The organism is Labrys monachus (assembly GCF_030814655.1).
Lineage (GTDB): Bacteria > Pseudomonadota > Alphaproteobacteria > Rhizobiales > Labraceae > Labrys > Labrys monacha.
On record NZ_JAUSVK010000001.1, the window covers coordinates 2,513,610 to 2,538,770 of the forward strand.

At 69.5% G+C, this 25,161-nt stretch carries 24 protein-coding genes; 14 read left to right on the forward strand and 10 right to left on the reverse strand.

The genetic code is table 11. The annotated features are described in order from the left end of the window. The first annotated feature begins 114 nt into the window (after positions 1 to 114). Genes J3R73_RS11330 through cobJ form a run of 7 tightly spaced genes read left to right on the forward strand, consistent with a single transcriptional unit; the run spans position 115 to position 8,579 of the window. Positions 115 to 513 carry a DUF1636 family protein gene (locus tag J3R73_RS11330; protein WP_307426458.1) on the forward strand — a complete coding sequence of 133 codons (399 nt, stop codon included), beginning with the start codon at positions 115 to 117 and terminating at the stop codon, positions 511 to 513. Further along, complete coding sequence (gene cobW / locus J3R73_RS11335) at positions 510 to 1,550, forward strand: cobalamin biosynthesis protein CobW (RefSeq protein WP_307426462.1); 1,041 nt, start codon at positions 510 to 512, stop codon at positions 1,548 to 1,550. The genes J3R73_RS11330 and cobW overlap by 4 nt, the downstream gene beginning before the upstream one ends. After that, complete coding sequence (gene cobN / locus J3R73_RS11340) at positions 1,550 to 5,068, forward strand: cobaltochelatase subunit CobN (RefSeq protein ID WP_307426466.1); 3,519 nt, start codon at positions 1,550 to 1,552, stop codon at positions 5,066 to 5,068. Before cobW ends, cobN begins: the two co-directional genes overlap by 1 nt. After that, a complete protein-coding gene (cobG, locus tag J3R73_RS11345; protein ID WP_307426469.1) occupies positions 5,065 to 6,435 on the forward strand; it encodes a precorrin-3B synthase in 1,371 nt (456 codons plus the stop codon). The genes cobN and cobG overlap by 4 nt, the downstream gene beginning before the upstream one ends. A 40-nt stretch (positions 6,436 to 6,475) precedes the next feature. Then, complete coding sequence (locus J3R73_RS11350; protein ID WP_307426471.1) at positions 6,476 to 7,105, forward strand: precorrin-8X methylmutase; 630 nt, start codon at positions 6,476 to 6,478, stop codon at positions 7,103 to 7,105. Continuing rightward, a complete protein-coding gene (locus J3R73_RS11355) occupies positions 7,102 to 7,833 on the forward strand; it encodes a precorrin-2 C(20)-methyltransferase (RefSeq protein ID WP_307426474.1) in 732 nt (243 codons plus the stop codon). Before J3R73_RS11350 ends, J3R73_RS11355 begins: the two co-directional genes overlap by 4 nt. Beyond that, positions 7,830 to 8,579, forward strand: coding sequence for a precorrin-3B C(17)-methyltransferase (gene cobJ, locus J3R73_RS11360; protein ID WP_307426476.1), 750 nt, complete (start codon positions 7,830 to 7,832; stop codon positions 8,577 to 8,579). Before J3R73_RS11355 ends, cobJ begins: the two co-directional genes overlap by 4 nt. Positions 8,580 to 8,838: 259 nt before the next feature. Here cobJ and J3R73_RS11365 read toward each other — a convergent pair whose 3' ends face one another. After that, positions 8,839 to 9,579 (reverse strand): cobalt-precorrin-6A reductase, encoded by a 741-nt coding sequence (locus tag J3R73_RS11365; RefSeq protein WP_307426479.1) that lies wholly within the window; start codon positions 9,577 to 9,579, stop codon positions 8,839 to 8,841. A 20-nt stretch (positions 9,580 to 9,599) separates the two neighbouring features. Between J3R73_RS11365 and cbiE the strand changes: the two genes are divergently transcribed. The 3 genes from cbiE (at position 9,600) to cobM (ending at position 12,080) form a co-directional block, all read left to right on the forward strand. Beyond that, entirely contained in the window at positions 9,600 to 10,823 is a 1,224-nt protein-coding gene (gene cbiE / locus J3R73_RS11370; protein ID WP_307426481.1) for a precorrin-6y C5,15-methyltransferase (decarboxylating) subunit CbiE, read from the forward strand. After that, a complete protein-coding gene (locus J3R73_RS11375; RefSeq protein WP_307426484.1) occupies positions 10,820 to 11,206 on the forward strand; it encodes a cobalamin biosynthesis protein in 387 nt (128 codons plus the stop codon). Before cbiE ends, J3R73_RS11375 begins: the two co-directional genes overlap by 4 nt. Before the next feature lie 112 nt (positions 11,207 to 11,318). Beyond that, the gene (gene cobM / locus J3R73_RS11380) at positions 11,319 to 12,080 is read left to right on the forward strand and encodes a precorrin-4 C(11)-methyltransferase (RefSeq protein ID WP_307426487.1); all 762 of its coding nucleotides are present in this window, start codon (positions 11,319 to 11,321) and stop codon (positions 12,078 to 12,080) included. 52 nt (positions 12,081 to 12,132) lie between these two features. Here the strand turns inward: cobM and J3R73_RS11385 are convergent, their stop codons facing one another. After that, on the reverse strand, positions 12,133 to 13,893 hold the full coding sequence (locus J3R73_RS11385; RefSeq protein WP_307426490.1) for a D-apionate lactonase family protein: 1,761 nt from the start codon (positions 13,891 to 13,893) through the stop codon (positions 12,133 to 12,135). 630 nt (positions 13,894 to 14,523) lie between these two features. On the opposite strand from J3R73_RS11385, the gene J3R73_RS11390 reads away from it, so the two are divergent. Continuing rightward, entirely contained in the window at positions 14,524 to 15,570 is a 1,047-nt protein-coding gene (locus tag J3R73_RS11390) for a Gfo/Idh/MocA family protein (protein WP_307426493.1), read from the forward strand. A gap of 96 nt (positions 15,571 to 15,666) precedes the next feature. Here J3R73_RS11390 and J3R73_RS11395 read toward each other — a convergent pair whose 3' ends face one another. Together J3R73_RS11395 and J3R73_RS11400 are read right to left on the reverse strand one after the other, a co-directional pair. Further along, the gene (locus J3R73_RS11395) at positions 15,667 to 15,942 is read right to left on the reverse strand and encodes a type II toxin-antitoxin system RelE/ParE family toxin (RefSeq protein WP_307426496.1); all 276 of its coding nucleotides are present in this window, start codon (positions 15,940 to 15,942) and stop codon (positions 15,667 to 15,669) included. Next, entirely contained in the window at positions 15,939 to 16,205 is a 267-nt protein-coding gene (locus J3R73_RS11400; protein WP_307426499.1) for a type II toxin-antitoxin system ParD family antitoxin, read from the reverse strand. Before J3R73_RS11400 ends, J3R73_RS11395 begins: the two co-directional genes overlap by 4 nt. Before the next feature lie 130 nt (positions 16,206 to 16,335). Here J3R73_RS11400 and J3R73_RS11405 point away from each other — a divergent pair, with 130 nt between their 5' ends. Beyond that, positions 16,336 to 17,310: a DMT family transporter gene (locus J3R73_RS11405; RefSeq protein WP_307426502.1), complete on the forward strand. Its 975-nt coding sequence runs from the start codon at positions 16,336 to 16,338 to the stop codon at positions 17,308 to 17,310. A 26-nt stretch (positions 17,311 to 17,336) separates the two neighbouring features. Here the strand turns inward: J3R73_RS11405 and J3R73_RS11410 are convergent, their stop codons facing one another. Next, positions 17,337 to 18,218, reverse strand: a complete 882-nt coding sequence (locus J3R73_RS11410) for a DMT family transporter (RefSeq protein WP_307426505.1) — start codon at positions 18,216 to 18,218, stop codon at positions 17,337 to 17,339. Between the two features lie 217 nt (positions 18,219 to 18,435). On the opposite strand from J3R73_RS11410, the gene J3R73_RS11415 reads away from it, so the two are divergent. Next, complete coding sequence (locus J3R73_RS11415) at positions 18,436 to 19,389, forward strand: L-carnitine dehydrogenase (protein ID WP_307426507.1); 954 nt, start codon at positions 18,436 to 18,438, stop codon at positions 19,387 to 19,389. Between the two features lie 328 nt (positions 19,390 to 19,717). Then, positions 19,718 to 20,185: a thioesterase family protein gene (locus tag J3R73_RS11420; protein ID WP_307426512.1), complete on the forward strand. Its 468-nt coding sequence runs from the start codon at positions 19,718 to 19,720 to the stop codon at positions 20,183 to 20,185. 21 nt (positions 20,186 to 20,206) lie between these two features. Here J3R73_RS11420 and J3R73_RS11425 read toward each other — a convergent pair whose 3' ends face one another. From J3R73_RS11425 to J3R73_RS11445, 5 genes are all read right to left on the reverse strand, one after another. After that, on the reverse strand, positions 20,207 to 20,872 hold the full coding sequence (locus J3R73_RS11425) for a hypothetical protein (RefSeq protein WP_307426515.1): 666 nt from the start codon (positions 20,870 to 20,872) through the stop codon (positions 20,207 to 20,209). 79 nt (positions 20,873 to 20,951) lie between these two features. Next, on the reverse strand, positions 20,952 to 21,992 hold the full coding sequence (locus tag J3R73_RS11430) for a heme-dependent oxidative N-demethylase family protein (RefSeq protein ID WP_307426520.1): 1,041 nt from the start codon (positions 21,990 to 21,992) through the stop codon (positions 20,952 to 20,954). Positions 21,993 to 22,202: 210 nt separating this feature from the next. Beyond that, positions 22,203 to 23,168, reverse strand: a complete 966-nt coding sequence (locus tag J3R73_RS11435; RefSeq protein WP_307426523.1) for a PDR/VanB family oxidoreductase — start codon at positions 23,166 to 23,168, stop codon at positions 22,203 to 22,205. Then, entirely contained in the window at positions 23,165 to 23,770 is a 606-nt protein-coding gene (locus J3R73_RS11440; RefSeq protein ID WP_307426526.1) for a dimethylamine monooxygenase subunit DmmA family protein, read from the reverse strand. The genes J3R73_RS11435 and J3R73_RS11440 overlap by 4 nt, the downstream gene beginning before the upstream one ends. Before the next feature lie 114 nt (positions 23,771 to 23,884). Continuing rightward, positions 23,885 to 25,012 carry an aminomethyl transferase family protein gene (locus J3R73_RS11445; protein WP_370880077.1) on the reverse strand — a complete coding sequence of 376 codons (1,128 nt, stop codon included), beginning with the start codon at positions 25,010 to 25,012 and terminating at the stop codon, positions 23,885 to 23,887. Positions 25,013 to 25,161 lie beyond the last annotated feature (149 nt).

Here is a 25,161-nt window from a genome sequence, read left to right on the forward strand (position 1 = left end):
GCCGGTCCGGGCGGGGCGCTCCGGGATGCCGGTTCCGCTTTCGGCGGTCGCCGGCCTGTCCGACGACCGCTTGCGCCCTGCCAGTTCCGCCGCGGCGGAGGACGAAAGGGCCGAATGCGCGCAGATCCATCCCAGGCCGAGCCTCATGACGTGCTGATCCATGTCTGCGTCACCTGCCGGCGTGCGGACGACGATGCCGATGCGCCGCGCCCCGGCGCGCGCCTGCACCGGGCGCTGGCGGACGCGCTGCCGGCCGGCATGGCCCTGCGGCCGGTCGAGTGCCTCGGCAATTGCCGCCGCTCCTGCACCGTCGCCGTCTCGGCGCCGGGCTGCTGGACCTATGTCTTCGGCGATCTCGTCGCCGAAAGCGGCACGGAGGTCCTCGCCGCCGCGGCGCTGCTCGCCGGTTCCACCGACGGGCTGATGCCCTGGCGCGGCCGTCCCGAACCGTTCAAGCGCGGCATGATCGCGCGCATACCGCCTCTCCTCGATCACAAGGAAGCCGCCGAATGAGCCTCGCCAGCAACAGCAAGGTGCCCTGCACCATCGTCACCGGCTTCCTCGGGGCCGGCAAGACCACCCTGATCCGCAACCTGCTGGCGACGGCCGGCGGCCGCCGCCTGGCGCTGATCGTCAACGAGTTCGGCGATGTCGGCGTCGACGGCGACATCCTCAGGTCCTGCGGCATCGACAGCTGCCCCGAGGACGCCATCGTCGAGCTCGCCAATGGCTGCATCTGCTGCACGGTGGCGGACGATTTCGTGCCGGCGCTCGAAATGCTGCTGGCGCGGCCGAACGCGCCCGAGCACATCGTCATCGAGACCTCCGGCCTCGCGCTGCCCAAGCCGCTGGTCAAGGCGTTCAACTGGCCGGCGATCCGCTCGCGCGTCACCGTCGACGGCGTCATCGCGGTGGTCGACGGTGCCGCGGTCGCGGCGGGCCGCTTCGCCGACGATCCGGAAGAGTTGAAGCGCCAGGCCGAGGCGGACGGCGCCCTCGACCACGACAATCCCCTGGAGGAGGTCTACGAGGACCAGCTCCTCTGCGCCGACCTCGTCGTGCTCAACAAGGCCGACCTGCTCGGCGAGAGCGAGCTGGCGGGCGTGGAGAGGGACATCGAGAGGACGGTGCCGAGGGCGGTCAAGGTCGTGCGCACCTCGGAAGGGCGCATCGATGCCGCCGTTCTGCTCGGGCTCGGCGCCGCGGCCGAGGACGATCTCGCCGCTCGGCCCTCGCATCACGATGCCGAGGAGGAGCACGACCACGACGATTTCGACACTTTCGTCGTCGACCTGCCGGCCATCCTCGAAGCCGACGCGCTGATCTCGAAGCTGCGCAAGGCCGCCGAAGACCACGACATCCTGCGCATCAAGGGCTTCGTCGCCATCGAGGGCAAGCCGATGCGCCTGCTGGTGCAGGGGGTCGGCGCCCGCTTCTCGCAGCATTTCGACCGGGCCTGGGCGGTAGGCGAGGCGCGCTCCAGCCGCCTCGTCGTCATCGGCGAGAAGGGGCTCGACCAGGACGGCATCCGCAAGGCGCTGAACGGCTGATGCATCTCCTGCCGGCGGATACGCGCTCGCTCGATGCCGGCGAGGCGGCGGTGGACCTGGGCCAGGCGCCCGGTGCGATCGTGTTCGCCTCGCTGAGCGACAGCGATCTCGCTTTGGCGGCCGCTTCCGGGCTCGACGGCCTGCGCATCGCGCCGCTGCAGAAGCTGCGCCATCCGATGTCGGTCGACCTCTATGTCGACAGTGTCGCCCGACACGCCAAGGCCATCGTGGTGCGGCTGCTCGGCGGCATGGATTACTGGCGCTACGGCGTGGAGGAGTTCGCCGCCGCCGCCCGCAGCAATCGCATCGCGCTGGCGTTCATTCCCGGCGACGCCCGGCCCGACGGCCGGCTCGCCGCGCTCTCCACCGTCCCGTCGGAAGCCCTGGAGCGGATCGACCGCTATTGGCGCGAAGGGGGCCCGGCCAATGCGAGAGCGTCCCTTCTCTATGCTGCGAGGCTTGGCGGCCTCGATTTCGGCGCGCCGGCGGCGCCGGCGGCAATGCCCAAATATGGTGTTTTCGTCCCAGGCGGCGCCCTTCACCCTCCCCTGAAGGGGGAGGGTCGATGCGAAGCATCGGGGCGGGGTGATTCTGCTGGGCGTTCCGAGTTTCCACCCCACCCCGGCCCTGCGGCCCCACACTCCCCCTCCAGGGGAGTGTGGGGCCGCGCCGTCATCCTGTTCTACCGCTCGGTCCTGCTGTCCGCCGACACGGCGCCGATCACGGCGCTGGTGGAGGCGCTCGAAGCCCGCGGCCTCGACACCACGGCACTTTACGTCGGCTCGCTCAAGGAGGGCGAGACGGCCGAATGGGTACGGCAGCAGCTTGCCGGGCTGAAGCCCGCCATCCTCCTCAACGCCACCGCCTTTTCCGCCATCGGCGACGACGGCGCCTCGCCGCTGGACGCGGCCGGCTGCCCGGTGCTGCAGGTCGTCACGTCCTCTTCGGCCGAGGAGGCCTGGGCGGCCTCGACGCGCGGGCTCTCGGCGAGCGACCTTGCCATGCATGTGGCGCTGCCGGAACTCGACGGCCGCCTGCTCGCCGGCGTGATCTCGTTCAAGGCGGAGCGGCAGGAAGGGGGCTTCGCGCGGCTCGTCCACGCCCCGCATGCCGGGCGGATCGAGGCCGTGGCCCGCCGCGCCGCCGCCTGGGCCCGGCTCGCCGCGAAGGCGCGCGGGGAGCGGCGGATCGGGCTGGTGCTGTCCAATTATCCGGGTGTCGAGGGCCGCCTCGCCCATGCCGTCGGCCTGGACGCGCCCGCTTCGACGCTGGCGATCCTCGACCGGTTGGAGGCCGACGGCTACCGCATCGCGGACCGGCCGAAGGACGAGGCGGATCTGCTCGACCGGCTGAGCCGGCCGTCGGACCGGCATCCCGCCGGCGCATCCGGCGCATGCAATGAAGAGAAGGGCGGGCAGGATGCCGGCGGTCCCGGGGATCTGCACCTTCCGCTCGCCGATTACGCGTCCTGGCTCGAAACCCTTCCGCGCTCCGTCCGCGACAGGCTCTCCGCCCAATGGGGGGCGCCGTCTTCCGATCCGCTCTGCAGCGGGGGCGCCTTCCGCTTCGCCGGCCTCGCCTGCGGCCATGTCGCCGTCGCCGTCCAGCCCGATCGCGGCTCGGCGCTCGACCGCAAGGGCGACCATCATTCGCCCGACCTGGCGCCCCGCCATGCCTATCTCGCCTTCTACCTTTGGCTGCGGCAGCATTTCGGCATCGATGCGATGATCCATCTCGGCACGCATGGCACGCTCGAATGGCTGCCGGGCAAGGCGGCGGCGCTGTCCGAGGCCTGCTTTCCCGAGATCGCGGCGGGCGCGCTGCCGGTGCTCTATCCCTTCATCGTCAACAATCCCGGCGAGGCGGCGCAGGCCAAGCGGCGGCTCGGGGCCGTGACCATCGGCCACCTGACGCCGCCCCTACGCGAGGCGGGGCTTTCCGGTGCGGCGCTGGAGGTCGAGCGCCTCATCGACGAATATGCCAGCGCCGACGGCCTCGACCAGCGCCGCATGGCCTATCTGCGCCGTGAGATCGTCGCTCGGGCCGAGGAGAGCGGCCTCGCCGCCGAATGCGGCATCACGCCGGGGCTGGGTGAGGAGGACATGCTGGCCCGGCTCGACGCCTTCCTCTGCGACGTCAAGGAACTCCAGATCCGCGACGGGCTGCACGTCTTCGGCCGTCGTCCCGAGCAGGTCGGCCATCTGCTCGACGTCCTCGTGGCTTCGAGCGGCGAGGCGGCGCGTCCCGCCTTGGCCCGCAGCCTCGAGGCCTGCGGCGAGGCCGAGATGGCGGGGCTGATCGCCGGTCTCGACGGGCGCTTCGTCAGGCCGGGGCCGGCCGGTGCGCCGACGCGCGGGCGTGCCGACGTCCTGCCGACCGGGCGCAACCTCACCACGCTCGACCCGCGTGCCGTGCCGACCCGAGCCGCCTTCGCGATCGGCTCGCGGGCGGCGGACGCGCTGGTGCAGCGCTATCTCCAGGATCACGGCGACCATCCGCGCCGCATCGTGCTCGATCTCTGGGGCTCGGCGACGATGCGCACCGGCGGCGACGATCTCGGCCAGGCCCTGGCGCTGCTCGGAGTGCGGCCGGTGTGGGACAATGCGTCGAGCCGCGTCTCCGGCTTCGAGATCCTGCCCCAGGCACGGCTCGACCGGCCGCGCATCGACGTCACCTTGCGGATTTCGGGCCTGTTCCGCGACGTCTTCGCCCAGCAGATCGCCCTGTTCGACCAGGCGGTGCAGGCCGTGGCGGCGCTGGAGGAGGACGAGGCGTGGAACCCGCTCGCCGCGGCGCGCCGGCGTTCCGGCGAACGGGCGCTGCGCGTCTTCGGCGCTGCGCCCGCCGCCTATGGCGCCGGCATCACCGACCGCATCGCGCGCGGGGCCTGGGAGAGCCGCGCCGATCTCGGCCGCGACTATCTCGCCGCCGGCGCCTATGCCTATGGCTCGGGCGTCGACGGCGATGCCGCGCCCGTCGCCTTCGCGGAGCGGGTCGCCAGCGCCGACGCCCATGTGCACGGGCAGGACCATCGCGAGACCGACATCCTCGACGACGTCACCTTCGCCGCCTATCAGGGCGGGTTCGCCGCCGCGCTGGAGGCGCTGGGGGCGAAGGCGGCGCTCTACCATGCCGACCTCACCGATCCCGACGCGCCGAAGCTGCGCAGCCTCGGCGAGGAGATCGCGCGGCTCGTCCAGGGCCGGGCCGCCAGCGCGCGCTGGATCGAGGGCATGATGCAGCACGGCTATGCCGGCGCCGCCGAGATGGCCAATGCGATGGATTCGCTGTTCGCCTTCTCGGCGACGGCCGGCGTCGTCACCAATGCCGCCTTCGACCGCATGCATGCCGCCTATGTCGAGGACGAGGCGGTGAGCGCCTTCCTCGACCGGCACAATCCTGCCGCCGGGCGCGCTATCCGCGGCCGCCTGGCCGAGGCCATCCGCCGCGGGCTGTGGCAGCCGCGCCGCAATTCGGCGAGCCTGCTGCTCGACGAACCCAGGGAGGCGGCGGCATGAGCGCGCCATTGCGCAAGGGCTGGTGCCCGGGAGCGCTGAGGCCGATGCGGACCGGCGACGGCCTCCTCGTGCGCGTGCGCCTGACGGGCGGGGCGCTGCCCGCCGGCACGGCGCGTGCCCTGGCGCAGGCTGCACGCGATTTCGGCAACGGGCTCTTCGATCTCTCCGCCCGCGCCAATCTGCAGATGCGCGGCGTCTCCGACGACACCTTGCCGCCGCTGCTCGACCGCCTCTCGGCGCTCGGCGTGCTCGATGCGGACGAGGCGGCCGAACAGGTGCGCAACGTGCTGGCGAGCCCGCTCGCCGGGCTCGATCCCATGGCCCTCATCGATGTCACCGCGCTGACGCGCCGGCTGGAAGGGCGCCTGACCGCCGATCCCGCCCTGCACGCCCTGCCGCCCAAGTTCGGCTTCCTCGTCGACGGCGGCGGTGCGCTGCGGCTCGACGGCGTCGAGGCCGACATCGGCCTGCGGGCAGCGGACGCCGACGTCTTCAGACTGACCGCCGGCCATGCGACTCTCGGCTTCGTCGCGCCGGAAAATGCGATCGAGGCGGCGCTGGACGTCGCCAGGGCCTTCCTCCGGCATCGCCGGCCCGATGAGCGGCGCATGCGAGATCTGGTGAAACGGCTGCAGGATGAAGCGTGCGAAACCCCTCTCCCGGGTCGGGAGAGGGGCGGGGGCGAGGGGGGCGTGCTCGAGGAATTGAGCCCCGCTTCGCGTTTCATCCGTCCCGGCTTGGCCCCTCAGCCCTCTCCCGAGCCGGGAGAGGGACGTGCGCCTTTGCTCGCCGGCTGCAAGCTCTTCGGCGACGGACACGCCTCCGGCTTCTTCGCCGCCGCCGCGCCTTTCGGCCGGCTCGATGCCGACCAGCTCGCAGGCCTCGCGACGTTGGCGGAGAAACAGGGCACGGCCCTGCGCCTCAGCCCGTGGCGCGCCATCATCCTGGCCCCCGTCCCGGCAGGCGAGGCGGCGTCGCTCGGCACGGCAATTGCTTCTCTCGGCCTTGTCGTCGACGATACCGACCCGCGGCTGGCGATTGCCGCTTGCCCCGGAAGCCCTTCCTGTCTATCCGGCCAGGCCTCGGCGCAGGCCGATGCCGCCAGGCTCGCGCCGGTGTTCGCGCCCTTCATCCGGGCGGGCGCCTCCGTGCATGTGTCGGGCTGCGCCAAGGGCTGCGCGCGGCGGGCGCCGGCGTCGATCGTGCTGGTGGGGCAGGGCGGGCGCTATGGGCTCGCCTTCGATGCCGACAGCCGCGCGCCGAGCGAAACCGCGCCGATGGACATTGGCGAAATAGCGGCGCTTTTGAAAAGGCGGGTGGCCGCAAACGGCGCCAAGAAAAACAGCGCCGAGAGAGACAGCCCTTGAGGAGGCGGCGCCGAGCGATCGGCACCCGAGAGAAGAGACCATGTCTGAACGCGACTATATCCGTGACGGCGCCGAGATCTATCGCCGCTCCTTCGCGATGATCCGCGCCGAGAGCGACCTGTCGCGCTTCTCGCCCGAACAGGCGCCGGTCGTCGTGCGCATCATCCATGCCTGCGGCATGGTCGAGATCGCCGGCGATGTGCAGATGGCGCCGGATCTCGTTTCGAGCGCCCGCGCCGCCCTGCGGGCCGGCGGCCCGCTCCTGTGCGATTCCAAGATGGTCGCCAACGGCGTCACCCGCAAGCGTCTCCCGGCGGACAACGAAGTCGTCTGCACGCTCGACGACCCGCGCACGCCCGGGATCGCAGAGCGGATCGGCAATACGCGCACCGCGGCGGCGATGGAGCTGTGGCGCGAGCGGCTGGAGGGCGCCGTGGTCGCCATCGGCAATGCGCCGACCGCGCTCTTCCACCTCATGGACATGATCGACCGGGGCGCGCCGAAGCCGGCGGCCATCCTCGGCATTCCCGTCGGCTTCGTCGGCGCGGCCGAGTCCAAGGAGGCGCTGCGGGCGTGGGGCAAGGTTCCCTGGCTGATCGTCGAAGGCCGCAAGGGCGGCAGCGCCATGACGGCGGCGGCGATCAACGCGCTGGCGAGCGAAATCGAATGAGCGCCAGGGGACGTCTCTACGGTGTCGGCGTCGGCCCGGGCGATCCGGAGCTGATGACGCTGAAGGCCGCCCGCCTGCTGGCTGCCGCGCCGGTGGTCGCCTATTTCTGCAAGCAGGGCCAGCGCGGCCATGCCCGCACCATCGTCGAGGGCTTCCTGGCCGAGGGCGTGGTCGAGGAGAAGCTCGCCTATCCCATGACGATCGAGGTGCCGGCGGCGGATGCCGCCTACCATGCCGCGCTGACGGGGTTCTACGACGGGTCGGCGCAGCGCCTCGCCGGACATCTCGATGCCGGGCGCGACGTCGTCGTCGTCTCCGAGGGCGATCCCTTCTTCTACGGCTCCTTCATGCCGATCTTCCACCGGCTTGCGCCCCGCTACGAGACCGAGGTCGTGGCCGGCGTTTCCGGCATGGCCGGCTGCTGGACGCGCGCCCGCACGCCGATCACCTATGGCGACGATGTCCTCACCGTGCTGCCGGCGACGCTGGACCGCGAGGCGCTGCGGCATCATCTCGAACGGGCCGATGCCGCGGTGATCATGAAGCTCGGGCGGAATTTCGCCAAGGTGCGCGCCGTGCTGGAGGAACTGGGCCTCGCCTCGCGCGCCGTCTATGTCGAGCGCGGCACCATGGCAGGAGAACGGATCCTGCCGCTGCCGCCGGCCGATTTCGAGGGCGCGCCCTATTTCGCCATCCTTCTGGTGCCGGGCCAGGGGCGCCTGCTGTGAGCGGGCGGGTGATGGTCGTCGGCCTCGGACCCGGCCCGGCGAAGTGGCTCACCCCGGAAGCGGCGGAACTGCTGGCGCAGGCCACCGACATCGTCGGCTACGGTCCCTATGTCGACCGCGTGCCGCCGGGCCCGGCGCGCCGGCACGCCAGCGACAACCGCGTCGAGATCGACCGGGCGCGCCATGCGCTGGCGCTGGCCGCGGGCGGCGCGCAGGTGGCGGTGGTCTCGGGCGGGGATCCCGGCGTCTTCGCCATGGCGGCGGCGATCTTCGAGGCGGTCGAGGCGGGCGAGCCGGCCTGGCGCGACCTCGACATCGTCGTCGCGCCCGGCGTCACGGCAGTGCTGGCGGCGGCGGCGCGGGTCGGCGCTCCTCTCGGCCACGATTTCTGCGTGATCTCGCTCTCCGACAACCTCAAGCCCTGGCCGGTCATCGAGAAGCGTCTCGCGGCGGCGGCGGACGGCGATTTCGTGCTCGCCTTCTACAATCCCGCCTCCAAGGCGCGGCCGGGCCAGATCGCCCGCGCCTTCGATTTTCTGCGCGCCCGGGCCGGCGATCGCATCGTCGTCCTCGCCAAGGCGGTCGGCCGGCCGGACGAGGAGATCATCCATACCAGCCTGTCGGCGGTGCGGCCCGCGGATGTCGACATGCGCACGCTGGTGCTGGTCGGCTCGTCGCAGACGCGCCTCGTCGAGCGGCCCGGACGCGAGCCCATCGTCTACTCGCCCCGCCGCTGGGAGGGGTAGGATGAGCAGATTGGCACCAGCACCGCCGGCCGCGCGCAGCACAATGTCGAGCTCTCTTTTCCCGATTGCGCAGCCCCTCATCCGACCCTTCTCCCCGCCGGCGGGGAGAAGGAACGGCAGGCGTCGCGTTTCGACGACGGTGCTTCGAGACGAGGGGCGCGCCAGTCTTGCGCGACGCCGAGGTCCCCTCTCCCCGCCTTGCGGGGAGAGGATGGAGGTGAGGGGCGGCACCACACCAGGAGCTGCCGACCGTCCTGCGCTAGACCCGTCTTTCGATCCATGCCAGCGCCTCCTCCGCCGTCGAAACCGTCTCCACCTCGGCCACGGCCGGCCGGCGCAGCAGGATCACCGGCAGGCCGAGACGGCGGGCCGCGGCGATCTTGCCATAGGTCGCGGTGCCGCCGGAATTCTTGGTGACGACCGCCTCGATGCCTTCCGCCTGCATCAAGGCGCATTCGTCGTCCTCGGCGAAGGGGCCGCGGGCGAGGATGAGCCGGGACAGCGGCGGCAGCGCTTCGGGCGCGTCGACCGAGCGGACGAGATAGAAATGCTGCGGCGCGGCCAGGAAGGCCGGCAGTTCGAGCCGGCCGGTGGTGAGGAAGACCCGGCGCGGCCGGGCGCCGAGCGCCGCCACCGCCGCCTCGGCGTCGGCGACCTCGGTCCAGCGGTCGCCGGCCTGTGCCTGCCAGGCCGGGCGGCGCAGCGCGAGGAGGGGGACGCCGCTCATGCGCGCGGCCGCCACCGCATTGGCCGACATGCGGTCGGCGAAGGGATGGGTGGCGTCGACGAGGGCGGCCACCCGGTTTTCGGCCAGGAAGGCGGCGAGCCCCTCCGGACCGCCGAAGCCGCCGATGCGGTGGGGGATCGGCAGGGGTGCCGGATTCTTCGTCCGGCCGGCCAGCGAGATCATCGCACCGATGTCGGTGCGGCCGGCCAGCAGGCGGGCGAGGGCCGCCGCCTCGCTGGTGCCGCCGAGGATCAGGATCTGGATCGGATGCATCTCATCCTCGCGAGGGTCGGATGAGCGCTATCAACCATCCCGGCCGCTGGCTGTCTATCGTCGGCATCGGCGAGGACGGACTGGCGGGGCTCTCGCCGGCGGCGGCCTCGGTGATCGCGCAGGCGAGGATGCTGGTCGGCGGCGCGCGCCACCTCGCCATGATCCCCGACGGCACCGCCCGACGCCTCGCCTGGCCGAGCCCGCTGACCGACGCCGTCGGCCCGATCGAGGCGGCGCGCGGCAGCCGCGTCGTCGTGCTCGCCTCGGGCGATCCCTTCCTGTGGGGCGTGGGGGCGACGCTCGCCCGCTTCTTCCCGGCCGACGAGATCGCCTGCTATCCCGCCCCCTCGGCCTTCGCCCTCGCGGCCGCCCGGCTCGGCTGGGCGCAGCAGGATTGCGCGCTGGTCTCCCTGCACGGGCGCCCCTTCGAGACGATCGTCCCGCATGTCCAGCCGAACGCTCGCATCCTCGCGCTGACCTGGGACGGCACGACGCCGGCCAAGGTGGCGGCTCGGCTCGTCGGCATGGGCTTCGGCCTGTCGCGGCTGACGGTGCTCGAAAGGCTGGGCGGCGACGGCGAACGCATCCGCCGCGCGAGCGCCGAGGCCTTCGACCTCTTCGATGTCGATCCGCTCAACGTGCTCGCGGTCGAGGCGGTCGCGGGGCCGGGCGCTCGGCCCCTGCCGCTCGCCTCCGGCCTGCCGAACGCCTTCTTCGAGCATGACGGCCAGTTGACCAAGCGCGAGATCCGCGCGGTGACGCTGTCGGCGCTGCAGCCGCTGCGCGGGCAATTGCTCTGGGATATCGGCCTCGGCGCCGGCTCGATCGCCATCGAATGGCTCCTGCGCCACCCGGCCAACCGGGCCGTGGGCATCGAGGAGAATCCGGAGCGGGCGGCGCGGGCGCTCACCAACGCCGCCGCCCTCGGCGTGCCCCGGCTTCGCGTCGTGACCGGGGCGGCCCCGGCCGCCCTGGCGGGACTGGACCCGCCCGACGCCGTCTTCATCGGCGGCGGGGGCGGCGACGCCGGCGTGTTCGACGCCGCCTGGGCGGCGCTGAAGCCGGGCGGCCGCCTCGTCGCCAATGCGGTGACGCTCGAAAGCGAGCATCTTCTGGCATCGCGCTTCGCCGCCCATGGCGGCGAGATGGTCCGCCTGTCGGTCGAGCGGCTGGTGCCGGTCGGAGGCCTGCATGGCTGGCGTCCCGCCATGCCGGTGACGCAATGGAGCGTCGTCAAGCCATGAACCGGATCGTCGCCGCCGGCCTCGGCTGCCGCCGCCATTGCAGTGCGGAGGAGATCGCCGCGCTGGTGAGGCAGGCGCTGGCGCAGGTGGACCTTGCGCCCGGCGATCTCACGGGCCTGTTCGCCCCCGCCTTCAAGCAGGGCGAGAGCGGCCTCGCCGCCGCGGCGCTCGCCCTCGGCGTGCCCCTGGTGCTGATGCCGGATGCCGCCCTCAAGGGGGCCGAGCCGCGGGCGCTGACGCGGTCCGAACGCGTGGTGGCCCTCACGGGCCTCGGCAGCGTCGCCGAGACCGCGGCCCTGGCCGGGGCGGGCGAACGGTCGCGCCTGCTGCAGGCCCGCCTCGCCAGCGCCAACGCGACCTGCGCCATCGCGGTGAGCGAATGAGACCGCAATCTGCAACGCGGCCATCCGGTCCGCTCCTATTTTCGCCGAAGATGCGGACAGGCGACATGGCAAACCAATCGCCGGGATGTCCGCCCGCCCTGGGGAACTGCCCATGACCGTCCATTTCATCGGCGCCGGCCCCGGCGCGCCCGACCTCATCACCGTGCGCGGGCGGGACCTCGTGGCCCGGTGCCCGGTCTGCCTCTATGCCGGCTCGCTGGTCCCCGCCGAGATCGTGGCTCTCGCGCCGCAGCATGCCCATATCGTCGACACCGCCCCCCTGACGCTCGACCTCATCATCGCCGAGATCGAGGCCGCCCACGCGCGAGGGCAGGATGTCGCCCGGCTGCATTCGGGCGATCTTTCGATCTGGAGCGCGCTCGGCGAGCAGACGCGGCGTCTGCGGGCGCTCGGCATACCCTATACGGTCACGCCTGGGGTGCCTTCCTTCGCCGCTGCGGCGGCCGTGCTCGGACGGGAGCTGACCCTGCCGGAGGTCGCGCAGTCGGTCGTGCTGACCCGGACCTCCGGCCGGGCCTCGGCCATGCCGCCGCGCGAGACGCTGGAGGCCTTTTCGGAGACCGGCGCCACGCTCGCCGTCCATCTATCCATTCATGCCCTGCCGCGCGTGGTGGCGGAGACCAAGCCGCATTACGGCGAGGACTGCCCGGTCGCCATCGTCTTCCGGGCGACATGGCCGGACGAGCGCGTCGTCACCGGCACGCTCGGCGACATCGAGGCCCGGCTGGCGGCCGAACCGATGGAGCGCACGGCGCTGATCCTGATCGGCCGCACGCTCGGCGCGGAGGATTTTCGGGACAGCGCGCTCTACGACGCCGACTACCGGCGGCGTTATCGCGGGTTCGAAGGATAGGACGCGGCTTTCCGGCTCGCCCCCGAACGCCCCGCTCCCGCGTCCGGGCGCTTCACGAGACCCATGCGACGCCGAAGCCGGGCAGTTCCACCCGGCGGTCGGCGGCCGCCGGCACCGGCGCAAAGCCGTTGCGGCCGAGGATCTCGACGCCGTTCCAGGCACCGTCCGGAAAGGCGATCGCCGCGCTCTCGGCCTGGAGATTGGCGACCGCGAGAGCCGGGGTGTCGGCGGAGGCGAACAGCAGGCCCAGCCATCGCGGCTGGTTCGACCATGTCACCCGGTGCACGCGGGCGCGGTCGCATCCGGCGAGGCGCCGGAACAGGTGGCCGGCGGGCGTCATCTCGCCATCGCTGCGGACGAAGCCCTTCGGCCCCTCGGGTTCGAAGAAGGCCAGGCTGTCGACTTGGTCGTGCAGGAAGCCGACGACGGTTCCGAGCATCCAGGCGGCCGCGATCGGCCGGCCCTGGCGCGGATCGGGCGGCGCGGAGCGGGCGCGCCCTTCCGGCGAGGTCGCGTTCGGATTGTAGCGGAAGCCGAGGGTGATCGGGCCGATCTCGAATTTCCGCCCCGGCCAGCGCGCCTGCGCCGTGCGCAGGATGTCGCCGAGCGGCTCGGTGGTCTCGCCGATGGTGTCGTCGTCGAAGCCGTGCACGGTCGGATTGGAGGTCCAACCGAGGACGTCGACATTGGAGGGAGGATCCGAGCGGTTGAGCTCGGTGAAGAAGGCGCCCGTCCCGCCGCCGATGGCGACGCCCGGAAGAAGAGCCCGCGCCGCCTCGATCGCCGCCTCGTCCCGGTCCCACAGCGTCAGGCGGACATCCGGCCTCTCGGCCAGCACGGGCGCCAGGGCCTCGATCAGAGTGCGCGTGGCTTCCGGCGGCGCGGCGCGCATGTCGAGGCGCACGGGCCCGCTCGTCGCCGGCATCTTCGCCGCGACCTGCGCGGCGGCGTCGGCCATGGTCGGGTCGACCTCGATCGCCAGCAGGTCCGGGCGCAGCAGCCCGACGGCCTCGGCGAAGCGCGGGCCGGGCATGGCCGGCGCGGAGGCGACGCCGATCGCCGGCAGCAGGAAGGCGGGGCCGACCCAGGAAGCCGAGACGGATTTCGTTCTGCCGCCGGTCTTGCCGGCCGCCGCGTCCCCGGCCGCCGCGGCCAGCCGGATGCGCACGGTCTGGGTGATGCCGTCCGGCCCCACGACATAGGGGAAGGGCAGGCGCAGCGGGCGGCAATAGGTCTTGTAGGACGCGTCGGTCCAGTTGCGCTGGTCCTCGCATTCGAAGACCTCGCCCTCGAAGCCGATCTCGACACCATGTCCGGCGCCGGTCTCATAGGCCATGCCGGCGATGTCGAAGAAAGGCTGGTGCGGGCTGACGAGATCCGGGAAGACGGAGTCCTCCGCCTCCTCCCGATCGGGATGGACGATGCGCACCGGGCGGTTGCGCGAGGCTTCCAGCCCGTGCAGCACGACGAAGCCGGTCCGGTTGGTGTGGAAGCCCTCGCGGGACGAGGCTTGCAGATGGCCCTCGATCGTCTCACCCCGGATGGTCCAGCGCAGCGACCAGTCCAGCGTTGCCCCGCCCTGCAAGAGCCGGCCTTCGCTGTCGATGCGGATCGACGCGTCGTCCCGGCTGATCCGCGGCGTGGCCTCCAGGGAGGGCGTGCCCCAATTGGCGTCCCGCACGGCGAACCCGATGCCGCGGAAGATCTCCTCGCCCGCCATGCGGACGGCCCTGAGGAAACTGCCGTTGGGATCGAGGGCGAAGGCGATGCTGCCGAGCGTGAAGGTTTGCGGCTGCGCTCCCTTGTCGGTCATGGACGGCTCCTTTCCCGAGGCCGCGAAGATGTTCGGCCTGTCTTGCATGAAGGCATATGCCGCCGGAGCGGCGGCGAGGTCGTCGTTCAGGCGTTGTCGGCACGGGGGGCGTCCGGACGATGTCCGGCTATCGGAAGCAGGGCGCGGCCGTCCCCCGGCCGGCCTTCTTGCCGCAACCGCCCCGCCGATGGCAAGATGCGGCGCAGGGGCGGTCCGGTTTCGGCACCCTATGGCCGCCATCGGGCGGACGCAAGGGATATCGCCGCCGACGCCGCAGGCCTGCAAGTCCATGCAAGTTGACGGCGCCGGGAGAGGCAATAAAACAGTGTATATCGGCGTTTCGACGTGTTGTGGACAATCCTCAATTCAGTCGGATCCGAATGGAAATGAGGCATGCTTTTCGATCCGGTGGCCGATCCTGCGGATATTCTGCTGGAAAGGCGCGTTCTGCCGGGAAAATTCGCCTCCGTCGACATTCCGCTGTCCGCCGCCTGGGCAAAAGGCGGAATACCTCGGGCGCGATTCCGCGTTGCGGCTTGCGGCGAGGCCTCAAATTCGTCCATCTTGGCGCGAAGCGGCGGACATCGGTATCCTCCGCGACCGCCGAAGGCGGCATGAATGGGGAAGAATATGCGTGGGGCTCTGATCGGTTGCGGTTTTTTCGCCCAGAACCACCTGAATGCATGGCGTGACATGAAGGCGGACGGCGTGGAGCTCGTTGCCGTCTGCGACATCGATCCGAACAAGGCGGAGGCCGCCGCCAGGCAGTTCGGCATCCCCCGCCACTACACCGATGTCGCGGCGATGCTCGACGGCGAGAAGCTCGATTTCGTCGACATCGCCACCCGGATGGACACCCACCGGGCCATCGCGACGCAGGTCTTCGCGCGCGGCATCCCCGCCATCGTCCAGAAGCCTCTCGCTCCGGATTGGGACGAAGCGGTCGCCATCGTCGACGCCGCCGCGGCGGCGGGGGTGGAGATGGCCGTGCACGAGAATTTCCGCTACCAGGTGCCGCTCAAGGCGGTCAGGTCGGTGCTGGACAGCGGCGTGATCGGCGAGGTGACCTGGGCGCGCATCTCCTTCCGGACCGGCTACGACATCTACCGCAACCAGCCCTATTTCCGGAAGGAAGCCCGCTTCTCGATCCTCGATGTCGGCATCCATGTCCTCGATGTCGCCCGCTTCTATCTCGGCGAAGTGGAGCGCCTGTCCTGCGAGACGCAGCGGCGCAGCCCGCTCAACCTCGGCGAGGATACCGCCACCATGATGCTGCGCCACACATCCGGCGCCGTCAGCATCGTGGAGAACACCTATGAGAGCCGCGAGCTGCCCGATCCCTTCCCGCAGACCCTCCTCGTCATCGAAGGCACGCGCGGCGCCATCCGCATGAATCCGGGCTTCCGTATGGTCGTCACCAGCGATGGCGTGACGAGCGAGCGAATCGTCGATTCGCCCCTGCTGCCCTGGACCGCGCATCCCTGGCATATCGCCCAGGAAAGCGTGCTGCTGACCCAGCGCGCCATCATCGGCGCCTGGCGGGAGAAGCGGGCGGCCGACACCAGCGGCGAGGACAACCTCAAGACTTTCGCGCTGGTCGAAGCCGCCTACGAGGCGGCGCAGACGCATCAGGCGGTCGCCCCGCCGCAGCACCGGAGCCTGAAGGTTTCGGGCTGAACAGACGGCGTGGGGACTGCCCCAATGGCTGCGCCGGTCGTCAGACCGGCACACCGAAGGGGCCGCGCTCAGCCGCCTCTGCCGACCATGATGGCTTCATAGTCCCGGCCGCCGGAAAAATCCCCAGTATGTCGACCCGGTCTGGCGGCAGTTCGTAGGCGATGACGATGCGACGCCAAAGGGCAGGATCCGCAGGCCGGGCCGCAGATCGGGCCTTTCTGTGCCGATCATCGGTGCATCGCAGAGATTGCGGCAGGCCTGGCGGATCTCATCGATATAGGTCCGTGCCCGCAGCGGATTGTCCGTCGCGATGAAATCAAAGATGTCCTCCAGATCGGCTTGGGCCTGGAGCGTGTAGAAAAGCCCTCTCACGGCGACCTCTTTCCGGCGAGGCGATCATCGAAGTGACGACCCATCTCATCGTCGCTGATGCGTGTGGGGCTTTCCGCTGCGGCGTTGATGCGGTCGGAAATATTCCTGAGCCTGTCGCTCCGCTCGCGCTCCTTGTCCTGCCAGTCGCGGACTGCTTCGCGGATCACCTCGCTATTCGATGCATATCGGCCGCCCATCACGGCCTGGCGGATCATCTGCGCCATGTCCTTCGGGAGGCTGATGCTGAGCTTTTCGGTTTCCATGGCAATGTCTCCTGATGCCGCATGCTACCTGGTAGTATCAAGCGGTAGCTTATTTCTGCTGCCGCGGACATTAATTCAACCGCCTGGGACTCCCCGTCATTCTCCAATTCCGTTTGCGATAACGACAGCAATGTCGGTTCCGCGATATTTCCTGCCGCTCATTTGCGCATTGTGGTCATCCGTCCAGCAGGTTGCGTTCACCGCGATGCCGTCTCGTCACTTCGTCTATTTCGGCGCGTTCCTGGCGCTCGCCGCCGGCACGGTGTTCTCTTTCGGCAGCGTCACCGTGCGCTTGTCGCCGCATCTCGACGCGGTGCAGTATCTGCTTTGGCGCGGTCTCGGCCTGCTGCCCCTGATGGTCGCGATGGCGTTGCTGCAGGGACTCTCGCCGCTTCGCCAGCTGGCGAGGAGCGGCTGGCTCGGCTTCGCCGGCGCGGTCTGCATGACGCTGATGGCCTTCCTCTTCATCTATGCCATGAAGACGACGACCATTGCCAATGCCATGCTGTTTTCCAGCGCCGCGCCGCTGATCGGGGCGCTGCTGGCCTGGCTGGTCCTCGGCGAGAGGATCCTCCTCGGCACCTGGCTCGGCATCGCCGTCGGTGTCGCCGGCCTCCTGGTCATGACCTGGGGGGAACTGGGCAGCGGCGATGCGATCGGCAATCTCGCCGCCTTCGGCACCGGCTGCGCCTATGGCCTCTATTCCATCATCGCCCGGCTCGGCCGCGACCGCGACATGTCCGGCGTCGTCCTCGGCTGGGCGCTCCTCACCATCGTCAGCTGCGGCCTGATGCTGTGGATGACGGGTGGGAGCGTGGCGACGCCCATGCCGGAGAACCTCGCCGCCTTGGTGCATGGCGGCGTCTTCATCGGCGGCGGCATGATCCTGCTCAACCGCGCCGCCCGCTATGTCGGCGCCGGGCAACTCGTCCTGCTGGCGCAGACGGAGACCATCCTCGGCCCGGTCTGGGTGTTTCTCCTGTTCCAGGAGACGCCGCGGCTGACGACCATCGTCGGCGGCGCCGTGGTGCTGGCCGGCGTGATGCTGGCGGCCTTCGCCCGCGCTTTGCCGGGCGGCGCGGACGCCGATCCCGCCCGGGCCTGAATTGCGGCCCGAGGCGCCGGAGCCCCTTACGTCCGGCGCAGCCCGCCGAGGATGTGCCAGACGACGGCCACGAACACCACGCAGCCTCCGACCAGAGCGGCGCGCCCCGGATTCTCGGCGAAGATCAGATAGACCCAGAGCGGCGAAAGCACCACGTCCAGCGTGGTGATCAGGCCCGATTCGGCCGCCGGGATCCGCCGCGCGCCGGCCAGGAACATGAAGAAGGCGAGCGGGATCGAGGTGAAGGCGAAGACGGCGAGCACCAGCCAGTCCTGCGCCGTCGCGGTGGCGGGTGCGGCGAAGGGAAGGCCCGCCAGGGCCGTGAACAGGCAGCACAGGACGTTGGTCGGCAGCATTTCGAGCCCCGGACGGGCGCGTGCGATGATGGCGACGATGGCGAAGGTCAGCGCCATCGCCAGGGCAAGCGCATCGCCGAGCAGGCGGCCCGAGCCGAAGGAGCCGCCCACCATGATGGCGACGCCGATCAGGGCCGCGAGCGCGGCGGCGAAGGTGCGCAGCGGCACGCTCTCCTTCAGGACGAGCCAGCCCAGCCCGGCGGCGACGAACGGCGTCGTCGCATAGATCACCGACACGTCGGCGATGCTGGTGTGATAGAGCGCGCCGACGAAGGCCAGCATGGACAGCGAGGCGCAGGCCGCGACGGCGATGCCGAGCCAGCCGATCGAGAGGGTGACGGCCAGCGCGTTGCGCCGATGCGTCACCAGGAGGCCCACGATAAGGTAGGCGGCGCCGATGGCCGCGCGCAGGCTGACCGTCGTCCAGGCATCGATGGAGAGAAGGCGGACATAGATGCCGCTGGCGCTCCAGGCGAGCGCGGAGGCGGCGACGAAAAAGACGCCGATCCGATGGTCGGATCGGTGGCTCGGCGAATCGGCGATGACGGACATGGAATAACCGCTGGTTGGGCGGCGACATCATCATGGCGCCGGCCGCAAATCCAGACCCGAAGCGACGCATCCCGGCAAAAACGGAACAGGCGGCATGGCCCGGACCGCCGATGGTCCCCGGGACGCGATCCTGTCGCGCCCGGCCTTGGGCGTGTCGCGTCATGCAAAGGCGCGGCGGCCTTTGCCCTGTCTATTCCGTTCGAACAGGAGAACGCAGATGGCCATGACCTTGGCGATTGTCGGAACGGGCGTCATCGGCGCCGGCTGGGCGGCGCGGGCGCTCGCCCATGGGCTCGACGTGGTCGCCTACGACCCCGGCCCCGATGCGGAGGCGAAGTTGCGCGCCGCCGTCGACAATGCCTGGGGCGCGCTGGAACGCAGCGGCCTGGCGCCGGGCGCCGACCGCAAGCGGCTGAGTTTCGCGGCCAGCGTCGCCGAGGCCGTCGGCAAGGCCGACTTCATCCAGGAGAACGCACCGGAGCGCGAGGAACTGAAGCAGGATCTGCTCGCCGAGATCGACGCGGCTGCGCCGGCCGGTGCCGTCATCGCCTCCTCGACGTCGGGCCTGCTGCCGAGCCGCCTGCAGGCGCGGATGCAGCGCCCCGGGCGCCTCGTCGTCGGCCATCCCTTCAATCCCGTCTACCTCCTGCCGCTGGTCGAGGTCCTCGGCGGCAAGGCGACGTCGCCGGAAGCTGTCGAGACCGCCAAGGCGTTCTATGCTTCCATCGGCATGCGCCCCTTGCACGTGCGCGTCGAGATCGAGGGCTTCGTCGCCGACCGGCTGATGGAAGCGCTGTGGCGCGAGGCGCTCTGGCTCGTCAATGACGGGGTGGCGACCACCGAGGAAATCGACGCCGCCGTCGTCTATGGCTGCGGCCTGCGCTGGTCGCTGATGGGCACCTTCCTCACCTTCCACCTCGCCGGCGGCGAAGGCGGCATGCGCCATATGCTGCACCAGTTCGGCCCGGCGCTGAAGCTGCCCTGGACCAAGCTGGTCGCGCCGGAACTGACCGAGGAATTGATCGACCGCGTCGCCGACGGCTGCGAGCACCAGGCCGCCGGCCGCCCGATCAAGGAACTGGAGCGCCGCCGCGACGATTTCCTCATCGAGGTGATGGCGCTGGCGAAGAAATACTGGCCCGAAGCCGAGGGGCTGGAGGGAAGGATCTGATCCCGGGACCCAGGCTTCCAGCCTGCTTCTCCCGAACCGCGATGTTTCAAGAGCAGGCGTCTCGCCCATATGCGCTAACTTTGCCGACAATAGCGCGATTTTCCTTCTCCCATGCGGGACTTCGCATTTCCTGCGGAAATGCTGGGGGTGGCGCGAAGCGCCGGATGAGGGTCTAGACTTCTGCAATTCCAGCGCGACTATTGAGCTATCTGCATTGAAGTTTAGACCCTCATCCCCCTGCCGGGACCTTCTCCCGAACCGGGAGAAGGCGGGTATTTCCGTTATGTTAGCGCATGTGGGCGGGACGCCTGCGATCCCAGGATCTTCCATGCATCTCCTCGACGAAACCGTCCGTCCCGAATGGATCGACTATAACGGCCATCTCTATGACGGCTATTACGCCGTCATCTTCGCGCGAGCGGTCGATGTCTTCGTCGAGCGCATCGGCCTCACGGCCGAGGTCCGCCAGGCGACGCGGCACACCGTCTATACGCTCGAGACCCATGTGCGCTTCCTGCGCGAGGTCAAGCTCGGGGCGCCGCTCGCCGTCGCCTGCCAGGTGCTGGAGGTCGACGCCAAGCGCGTGCGGGTGTTCCTGTCGATGCGCGACACGAGCCGCGACGTCCTTGCGGCGACCTCCGAACAGCTCCTGATGTCGATCGACCAAGGCGGCGAGGCGCCGAAATCCGCGCCCTGGCTGGCCGAGAGCGGCACGATCCTTGCCGCGCTCGCCCGTGAGGATGCCGGCCTGCCGCTGCCCGAGGGCGCCGGCCGGAGCATCGCGATCAAGCGGTAGGAAGGGCTTGCGCCGGCCCGGCTATTTCGGATCGCCGGCCGGCAGGGCGACCACACTCTTGCGGGCACTATCGAACCGGTAGTGCTTCAGAGGATCATAACGGAAGGTCTTCGCGGCCTTGATCGCGGTCAGCCTCGCCTTCGTTCCCCTTGCCGCCAGTGCGAGGGCGGCCTTTTCGAGACCGTCATCCGCCGATACGCGGGCGAGGAAATCCTTGTCGCCATATGTCTCGTGGATGTGCACCGCCTCGCCCGTTGCAGTGTCGATGGCGAACACGGTCTGGCGAGGTCCTGCCATATCGCTCCAGATGCGTGCCGATTTCGTTTCGGAGCCGGTTGGAGACCTGATGAAGAAGGCGAATCGGGCCATGGCGCCTTGGTTGCCCGTCAAGGCCATGGTGATGGTCGTCACATTGTCGCGCTGCAGGAAGCAGGTATCGTAATCGTTCAGCGCATCATAGCCGGAGGGGTTGTCCCAGAGGCCGCCGGCGAATTCCTCGACGCCTCGCTCGCTCGTGCATTGGACAAAGCCCGCCGTACAGAACGAGCCGCCCCTGACCCCTTCGAAATTGGTGGCCGTCAAGGCTGCATCGCAGGACAGGTCTTCGTTGAAGAATTGCCGTGTGACCGTGTAGTTGCGAATATTGCCGTTCCTGGTCAGCTTCAGCCACTGATAGCGGATATCCATGCCGGTTCCCTCGCGGTTGTGCCCGCGAGGCTATCATGGATCCGTGAATCCAGCGTTCGGATGCCGCTGCCGGCCGGATTCAATCCGGCCAGCCGCCGGGGCTGGTCGGGGCGCCGTCGTCATATTGGGAAAGCCAGGCGATGGCGGTGTCGCGGTAGCGCGACAAGCCCTTGTAGTCGACGAGTTCGGGCGGCAGGCTCTGCAGCACCCGGTGCAGGCGGCGGCCCCATTTGGGGATGGTGACCAGTTCTTCCAGCTTGATCAGGTAGCAGCGGATCGGGAAGACGATGGCGTTGGAGCGCGGCAGGCGGAAGAAGCTCTGCAGCTCGACGCGCAGATGCAGCTTGTTGCCGACATTCTCGGGCGTGATCGTCGTCCGGTCCGGCCCCCATTTGTGGTAGTTCTCCGGCGAGGTGTCGAGGCGCGGATTGATCGTCATCGTCCAGTTGAGCCGGCGCACCGGCGAGCCCTGGCGCAGATTGAGCATGAATTTCAGCGCGCGCTCGAACACGCCGAGCTCATGCGCCAGCGGCACCGGGCCGTGCCATTCGAAGAAGTTCATGCCGATATCGAAGTCGAGCGACCAGTCGGCCTGCGTGGTGACGATGCCGGCATCCATCCACAGATTGCCGTCGCGCTGGTCGAGGATGCAGAAATCGCCTTGGCTCTGGCGGGTGATGTATTCCATCGGCCCGTAGGGCAGGGTGGCGAGATCGCCGAAGGTGAAGCGGTCGTCGATGCCGAGCGGCCGGTTGATCCAGCGCCATTGGTCGCCGTCGCGGTGAAGCTCGAAATGCTCGGGATAGGAGGTGGCCTTGGAGACCATCAGGAGTTCGAGCAGGTCCCAGCCCGCCAGCGTCATATGCGGCAGCGACTGGCAGCGCAGCGGATCCTCCTTCAGCACCAAAGCGCGGTCGGCCATTTCGGAGACATAATGCTCGTCGACGTCGATCGGATGCTCGTACACCGATCCTTCCGGGCCGGCCGTATGCGGTTCGATGTTGACCGCATACATGTAGGCGTCCTTGTCGAAGGGGAACGGAAAGCGCCGGATCGCCTTTTCGCTGTTGCGGAAGGTGAAGTCGTCGCGGAAGGTTTCCTTGCGAAATTCGATGCCCATGGCGATGCCCTCCGGCTGTAAGAGATTGAAACGGCGGGCATTTGCCCGTATGCACCAACGCAGGCGGACGATCGGAGGGTCGATCACCGATCGACCTTCTTCCTCGCCGCAGCTCCGCGCTTCCAAGACGGGCGATCGGTGATCGCCCCTCCCCGTCCGCGTTTTCCACGGCAGATCAGCACCCTGTGGGCAGCCTGCCGCGGCCCGGGATTACAGGTCGAGCACGAGCCGTTCGCCCTCGAAGCGCGAGACGCAGGGCATCACTTTGGTGCCCGACGCCCTTTCGGCATCCGAGAGATAGTGGTCGTTGTGCAGCAGGGTGCCGTCGCAGGCGACGACCCGCGTCTCGCATTGGCCGCACGCCCCGCCCCGGCACAGATAGGGCGCGTCGACGCCGGCCGCCTCGATCGCCTCCAGCATGCTCTGATGCGGGCCGACGGTGACGGTCCGGCCGGACGCCGCCAGCTCGACCGTGTAGGGCGAGCCGGAGGCGGGCGCGAGGAAGCGCTCGTGATGCAGGTTCTGCTCCGGCCAACCCAGCCGGCGGGCGGTGCCGAGCACCCATTCGATCATGCCTGCCGGGCCGCACACATAAAGATGCGTGCCGAGCGGCTGGCTGCCGAGAAGGCGCGCCAGCGGGATCGCTTCGCCGGCATCGTCGCAATAGAAATGGACGCGCCGGCCATAGGCCTCGGCGAGTTCGTCGAGATAGGCGCCGTGCTGCCTGGAGCGCATGGCGTAATGCAGCTCGAAGCCGCGATCCTCGTCCGACAGCTGCGCCATCATGGCGAGGAAGGGCGTGATGCCGATGCCGCCGGCGAAGAAGAGATGCTTCTTCGCGCGCTGGTCCACCGAGAAGAGATTGACCGGATGGCTGATCAGCAGTTCCGCGCCCTCGGCCACCGCATCGTGCAGGAAGCGCGAGCCGCCGCGCCCGGCATCGTCGCGCCGGACGCTGATCGTGTAGCTGGAGGTCTGCGAGGGCGGGCTCATCAGCGAATAGGGATTGCGCCGCAGCGTCTCGCCGTCCTGCATCTCGACCACGACATGCGCGCCGCCGGAAAAGGTCGGCAGCGGCGAGCCGTCGACCGGCGTGAAGCGGAAGCGCTTGATCTCGCGCGTCACCTCGGCGACCTCGCAGACCCGCACCGCGATCTTGGGGGTCTTGTCGCTCATGGGAAGGCCTCCTGGATGGGGGGGACCTCGCCGGGAACCTCGGCGTCGATGCACACGCCCTGGAAGGCGGCGATCCGGCGGGAATAATGGTCGCGCACCAGCAGCGTCAGGCCGCAATGGGCGCAGGTCACCGGCTGGACATGGACGTCCTCGGTGATGCCCTTGCAGTGGACGCATTGCACGCGGCGCGCTTCCGAGCCGCGATGCTCGGTCTGGATCGAGAGATGGTCGACGCCGGCCTCGATCGCCGCCTTCATCGCCTGGCCGATCAGGCTTTCGGTGCCCGCCAGATAGATCTGCGTGCCCATATGGGCGTTGGCGAGGGTCTGCGCGAGGCGGGGCAGCGCGGCGGCGATCGTCGGGCCCTCGTAGAACATGTCGGGGCCGAGGGCCCGCAGGCGCCCACCGTAATCCTTCGCGGCGGCTGCGCCCGCCACATAGATGATGTGCGCCTTGCCGAAGAAATCGTCGGGCGCGGTCCTGGCGAGGTCGAGGATGGCCGCCGCGCCTTCGCCGTCCGCCACCATCAGGTGGAGGCTGGCGGTCGCATGGGGGCTGAGCGTGCCGTAGACGGGGCGGCTCTTGATGCCGGATACGAGCATGGCAGTTCGTTTGTCTCCGCAATGAAACGTGCATTCACCAAGCAAGGAGCGGGCCATGTGCCGGGGGTCGGCCTCCGGTCGAGACGAGGACCGAAGGCCGATCTTCCGCCGCGTTCAGGCCGCCGTGCGCTTCTTCTTCTCCGGATCGTCGAAGGTGATCGTATGGGCGATCGCCGCGCATTGCACGGCCTTGCCGCGCACTTCCAGCGGCGTGCCCTGCACGGCGACGTCGACGTCCATGCGGGCGATCGCCATCGAACGCCCGGTCAGGCGCGAATACATGCCGCAGGTGACGACGCCGACCTTCCGGCCCTGCGCCCAGAGCTCGTCGCCGGCATCGAGGATCCTGTCGGTCTCGGCGAGCACGCCGAAGATCTTGAAGCGCTCCTTGCCCTTCAGGCGGAAATGCTCCTCGGCGCCGCGGAAGCCGGTCTTGCCGGGCGAGACCGTGAAGGTGAGGCCGAGTTCCCACAGCGTGTCGCCGGGACCCTCGTTCTCGAACGGATACATCTGCGAATTGTCATAGGGATAGAACAGCAGGTAGCTTTCGACCCGCAGCCAGTCGAGCGCGGTGAAGGAGGCGGGCACGATGCCCATTTCCTTGCCTTCGGCGAGGATGGTGTCCCAGATCTCGCGGGCATCCTCGGCGCGGCAGAAGATCTCGTAGCCGCGCTCGCCGGTATAGCCGGTGCGGGAGATCATCACCGGCTTGCCGAACAAGGTCGTCTGCATGTGGTGGAAATATTTGAGGCTCTCGATGCCGGGCACATGCCGGGCGAGATATTTCACCGCCAGCGGCCCCTGCAGGGAGAGGTCCTGCAGGTCGTCGTCGAACAGCACGGCGACGTTCTTGCCGACGGCGTCGCGGGCCATGTCCTCGAAGCCGGTGCCCGAGCCATAGACCGTCATCCAGCTGTTGGGGCCGGTGCGGTAGAGGATGCAGTCGTCGGTGAACTTGCCGGCATCGTTGAGGACGCAGGCATAGACCGACTTGCCGGGATAGATCTTGCGCACGTCGCGGGTGGTGAGGCGCTGCAGCACCTGATGCGAATGCGGGCCGACCAGATGCGCCTTGCGCAGGCCCGAGACGTCCATCAGCGCCGCCTTGGTGCGGATCGCCTCGTGCTCGTCGGCGAGATCGCTGGTGGAATAGGTCCAGGCCGTCTCCATGCCGTTCCAGTCTTCGAGAGTGGAACCCAGCGCCCGGTGACGGTCGGCGAGCGGCGATCGCCGCCACGACATAACGCTCATCGATATTTCCCTCTGCAGTGTGCCGGTCTTCGCACCGGCATTCTCTGGTTGGTTATCCCGTGCGCGATGCAGCATGCAAGGCTGCGCCGCAGACACGGGACCGTGAAACAACGCCTCCCGCCATCCCGGAGCGGCGCAGC

What these genes read in the sequence shown, in the direction of transcription:
- J3R73_RS11330 (WP_307426458.1), top strand. Translation starts at nt 115, where the DNA reads ATGCGCGCAGATCCATCCCAGGCCGAGCCTCATGACGTGCTGATCCAT.
- cobW (WP_307426462.1), top strand. Translation starts at nt 510, where the DNA reads ATGAGCCTCGCCAGCAACAGCAAGGTGCCCTGCACCATCGTCACCGGC.
- cobN (WP_307426466.1), top strand. Translation starts at nt 1,550, where the DNA reads ATGCATCTCCTGCCGGCGGATACGCGCTCGCTCGATGCCGGCGAGGCG.
- cobG (WP_307426469.1), top strand. Translation starts at nt 5,065, where the DNA reads ATGAGCGCGCCATTGCGCAAGGGCTGGTGCCCGGGAGCGCTGAGGCCG.
- J3R73_RS11350 (WP_307426471.1), top strand. Translation starts at nt 6,476, where the DNA reads ATGTCTGAACGCGACTATATCCGTGACGGCGCCGAGATCTATCGCCGC.
- J3R73_RS11355 (WP_307426474.1), top strand. Translation starts at nt 7,102, where the DNA reads ATGAGCGCCAGGGGACGTCTCTACGGTGTCGGCGTCGGCCCGGGCGAT.
- J3R73_RS11365 (WP_307426479.1), bottom strand. Translation starts at nt 9,579, where the DNA reads ATGCATCCGATCCAGATCCTGATCCTCGGCGGCACCAGCGAGGCGGCG.
- cbiE (WP_307426481.1), top strand. Translation starts at nt 9,600, where the DNA reads ATGAGCGCTATCAACCATCCCGGCCGCTGGCTGTCTATCGTCGGCATC.
- J3R73_RS11375 (WP_307426484.1), top strand. Translation starts at nt 10,820, where the DNA reads ATGAACCGGATCGTCGCCGCCGGCCTCGGCTGCCGCCGCCATTGCAGT.
- cobM (WP_307426487.1), top strand. Translation starts at nt 11,319, where the DNA reads ATGACCGTCCATTTCATCGGCGCCGGCCCCGGCGCGCCCGACCTCATC.
- J3R73_RS11385 (WP_307426490.1), bottom strand. Translation starts at nt 13,893, where the DNA reads ATGACCGACAAGGGAGCGCAGCCGCAAACCTTCACGCTCGGCAGCATC.
- J3R73_RS11390 (WP_307426493.1), top strand. Translation starts at nt 14,524, where the DNA reads ATGCGTGGGGCTCTGATCGGTTGCGGTTTTTTCGCCCAGAACCACCTG.
- J3R73_RS11400 (WP_307426499.1), bottom strand. Translation starts at nt 16,205, where the DNA reads ATGGAAACCGAAAAGCTCAGCATCAGCCTCCCGAAGGACATGGCGCAG.
- J3R73_RS11405 (WP_307426502.1), top strand. Translation starts at nt 16,336, where the DNA reads ATGTCGGTTCCGCGATATTTCCTGCCGCTCATTTGCGCATTGTGGTCA.
- J3R73_RS11410 (WP_307426505.1), bottom strand. Translation starts at nt 18,218, where the DNA reads ATGTCCGTCATCGCCGATTCGCCGAGCCACCGATCCGACCATCGGATC.
- J3R73_RS11415 (WP_307426507.1), top strand. Translation starts at nt 18,436, where the DNA reads ATGGCCATGACCTTGGCGATTGTCGGAACGGGCGTCATCGGCGCCGGC.
- J3R73_RS11420 (WP_307426512.1), top strand. Translation starts at nt 19,718, where the DNA reads ATGCATCTCCTCGACGAAACCGTCCGTCCCGAATGGATCGACTATAAC.
- J3R73_RS11425 (WP_307426515.1), bottom strand. Translation starts at nt 20,872, where the DNA reads ATGGATATCCGCTATCAGTGGCTGAAGCTGACCAGGAACGGCAATATT.
- J3R73_RS11430 (WP_307426520.1), bottom strand. Translation starts at nt 21,992, where the DNA reads ATGGGCATCGAATTTCGCAAGGAAACCTTCCGCGACGACTTCACCTTC.
- J3R73_RS11435 (WP_307426523.1), bottom strand. Translation starts at nt 23,168, where the DNA reads ATGAGCGACAAGACCCCCAAGATCGCGGTGCGGGTCTGCGAGGTCGCC.
- J3R73_RS11440 (WP_307426526.1), bottom strand. Translation starts at nt 23,770, where the DNA reads ATGCTCGTATCCGGCATCAAGAGCCGCCCCGTCTACGGCACGCTCAGC.
- J3R73_RS11445 (WP_370880077.1), bottom strand. Translation starts at nt 25,012, where the DNA reads ATGTCGTGGCGGCGATCGCCGCTCGCCGACCGTCACCGGGCGCTGGGT.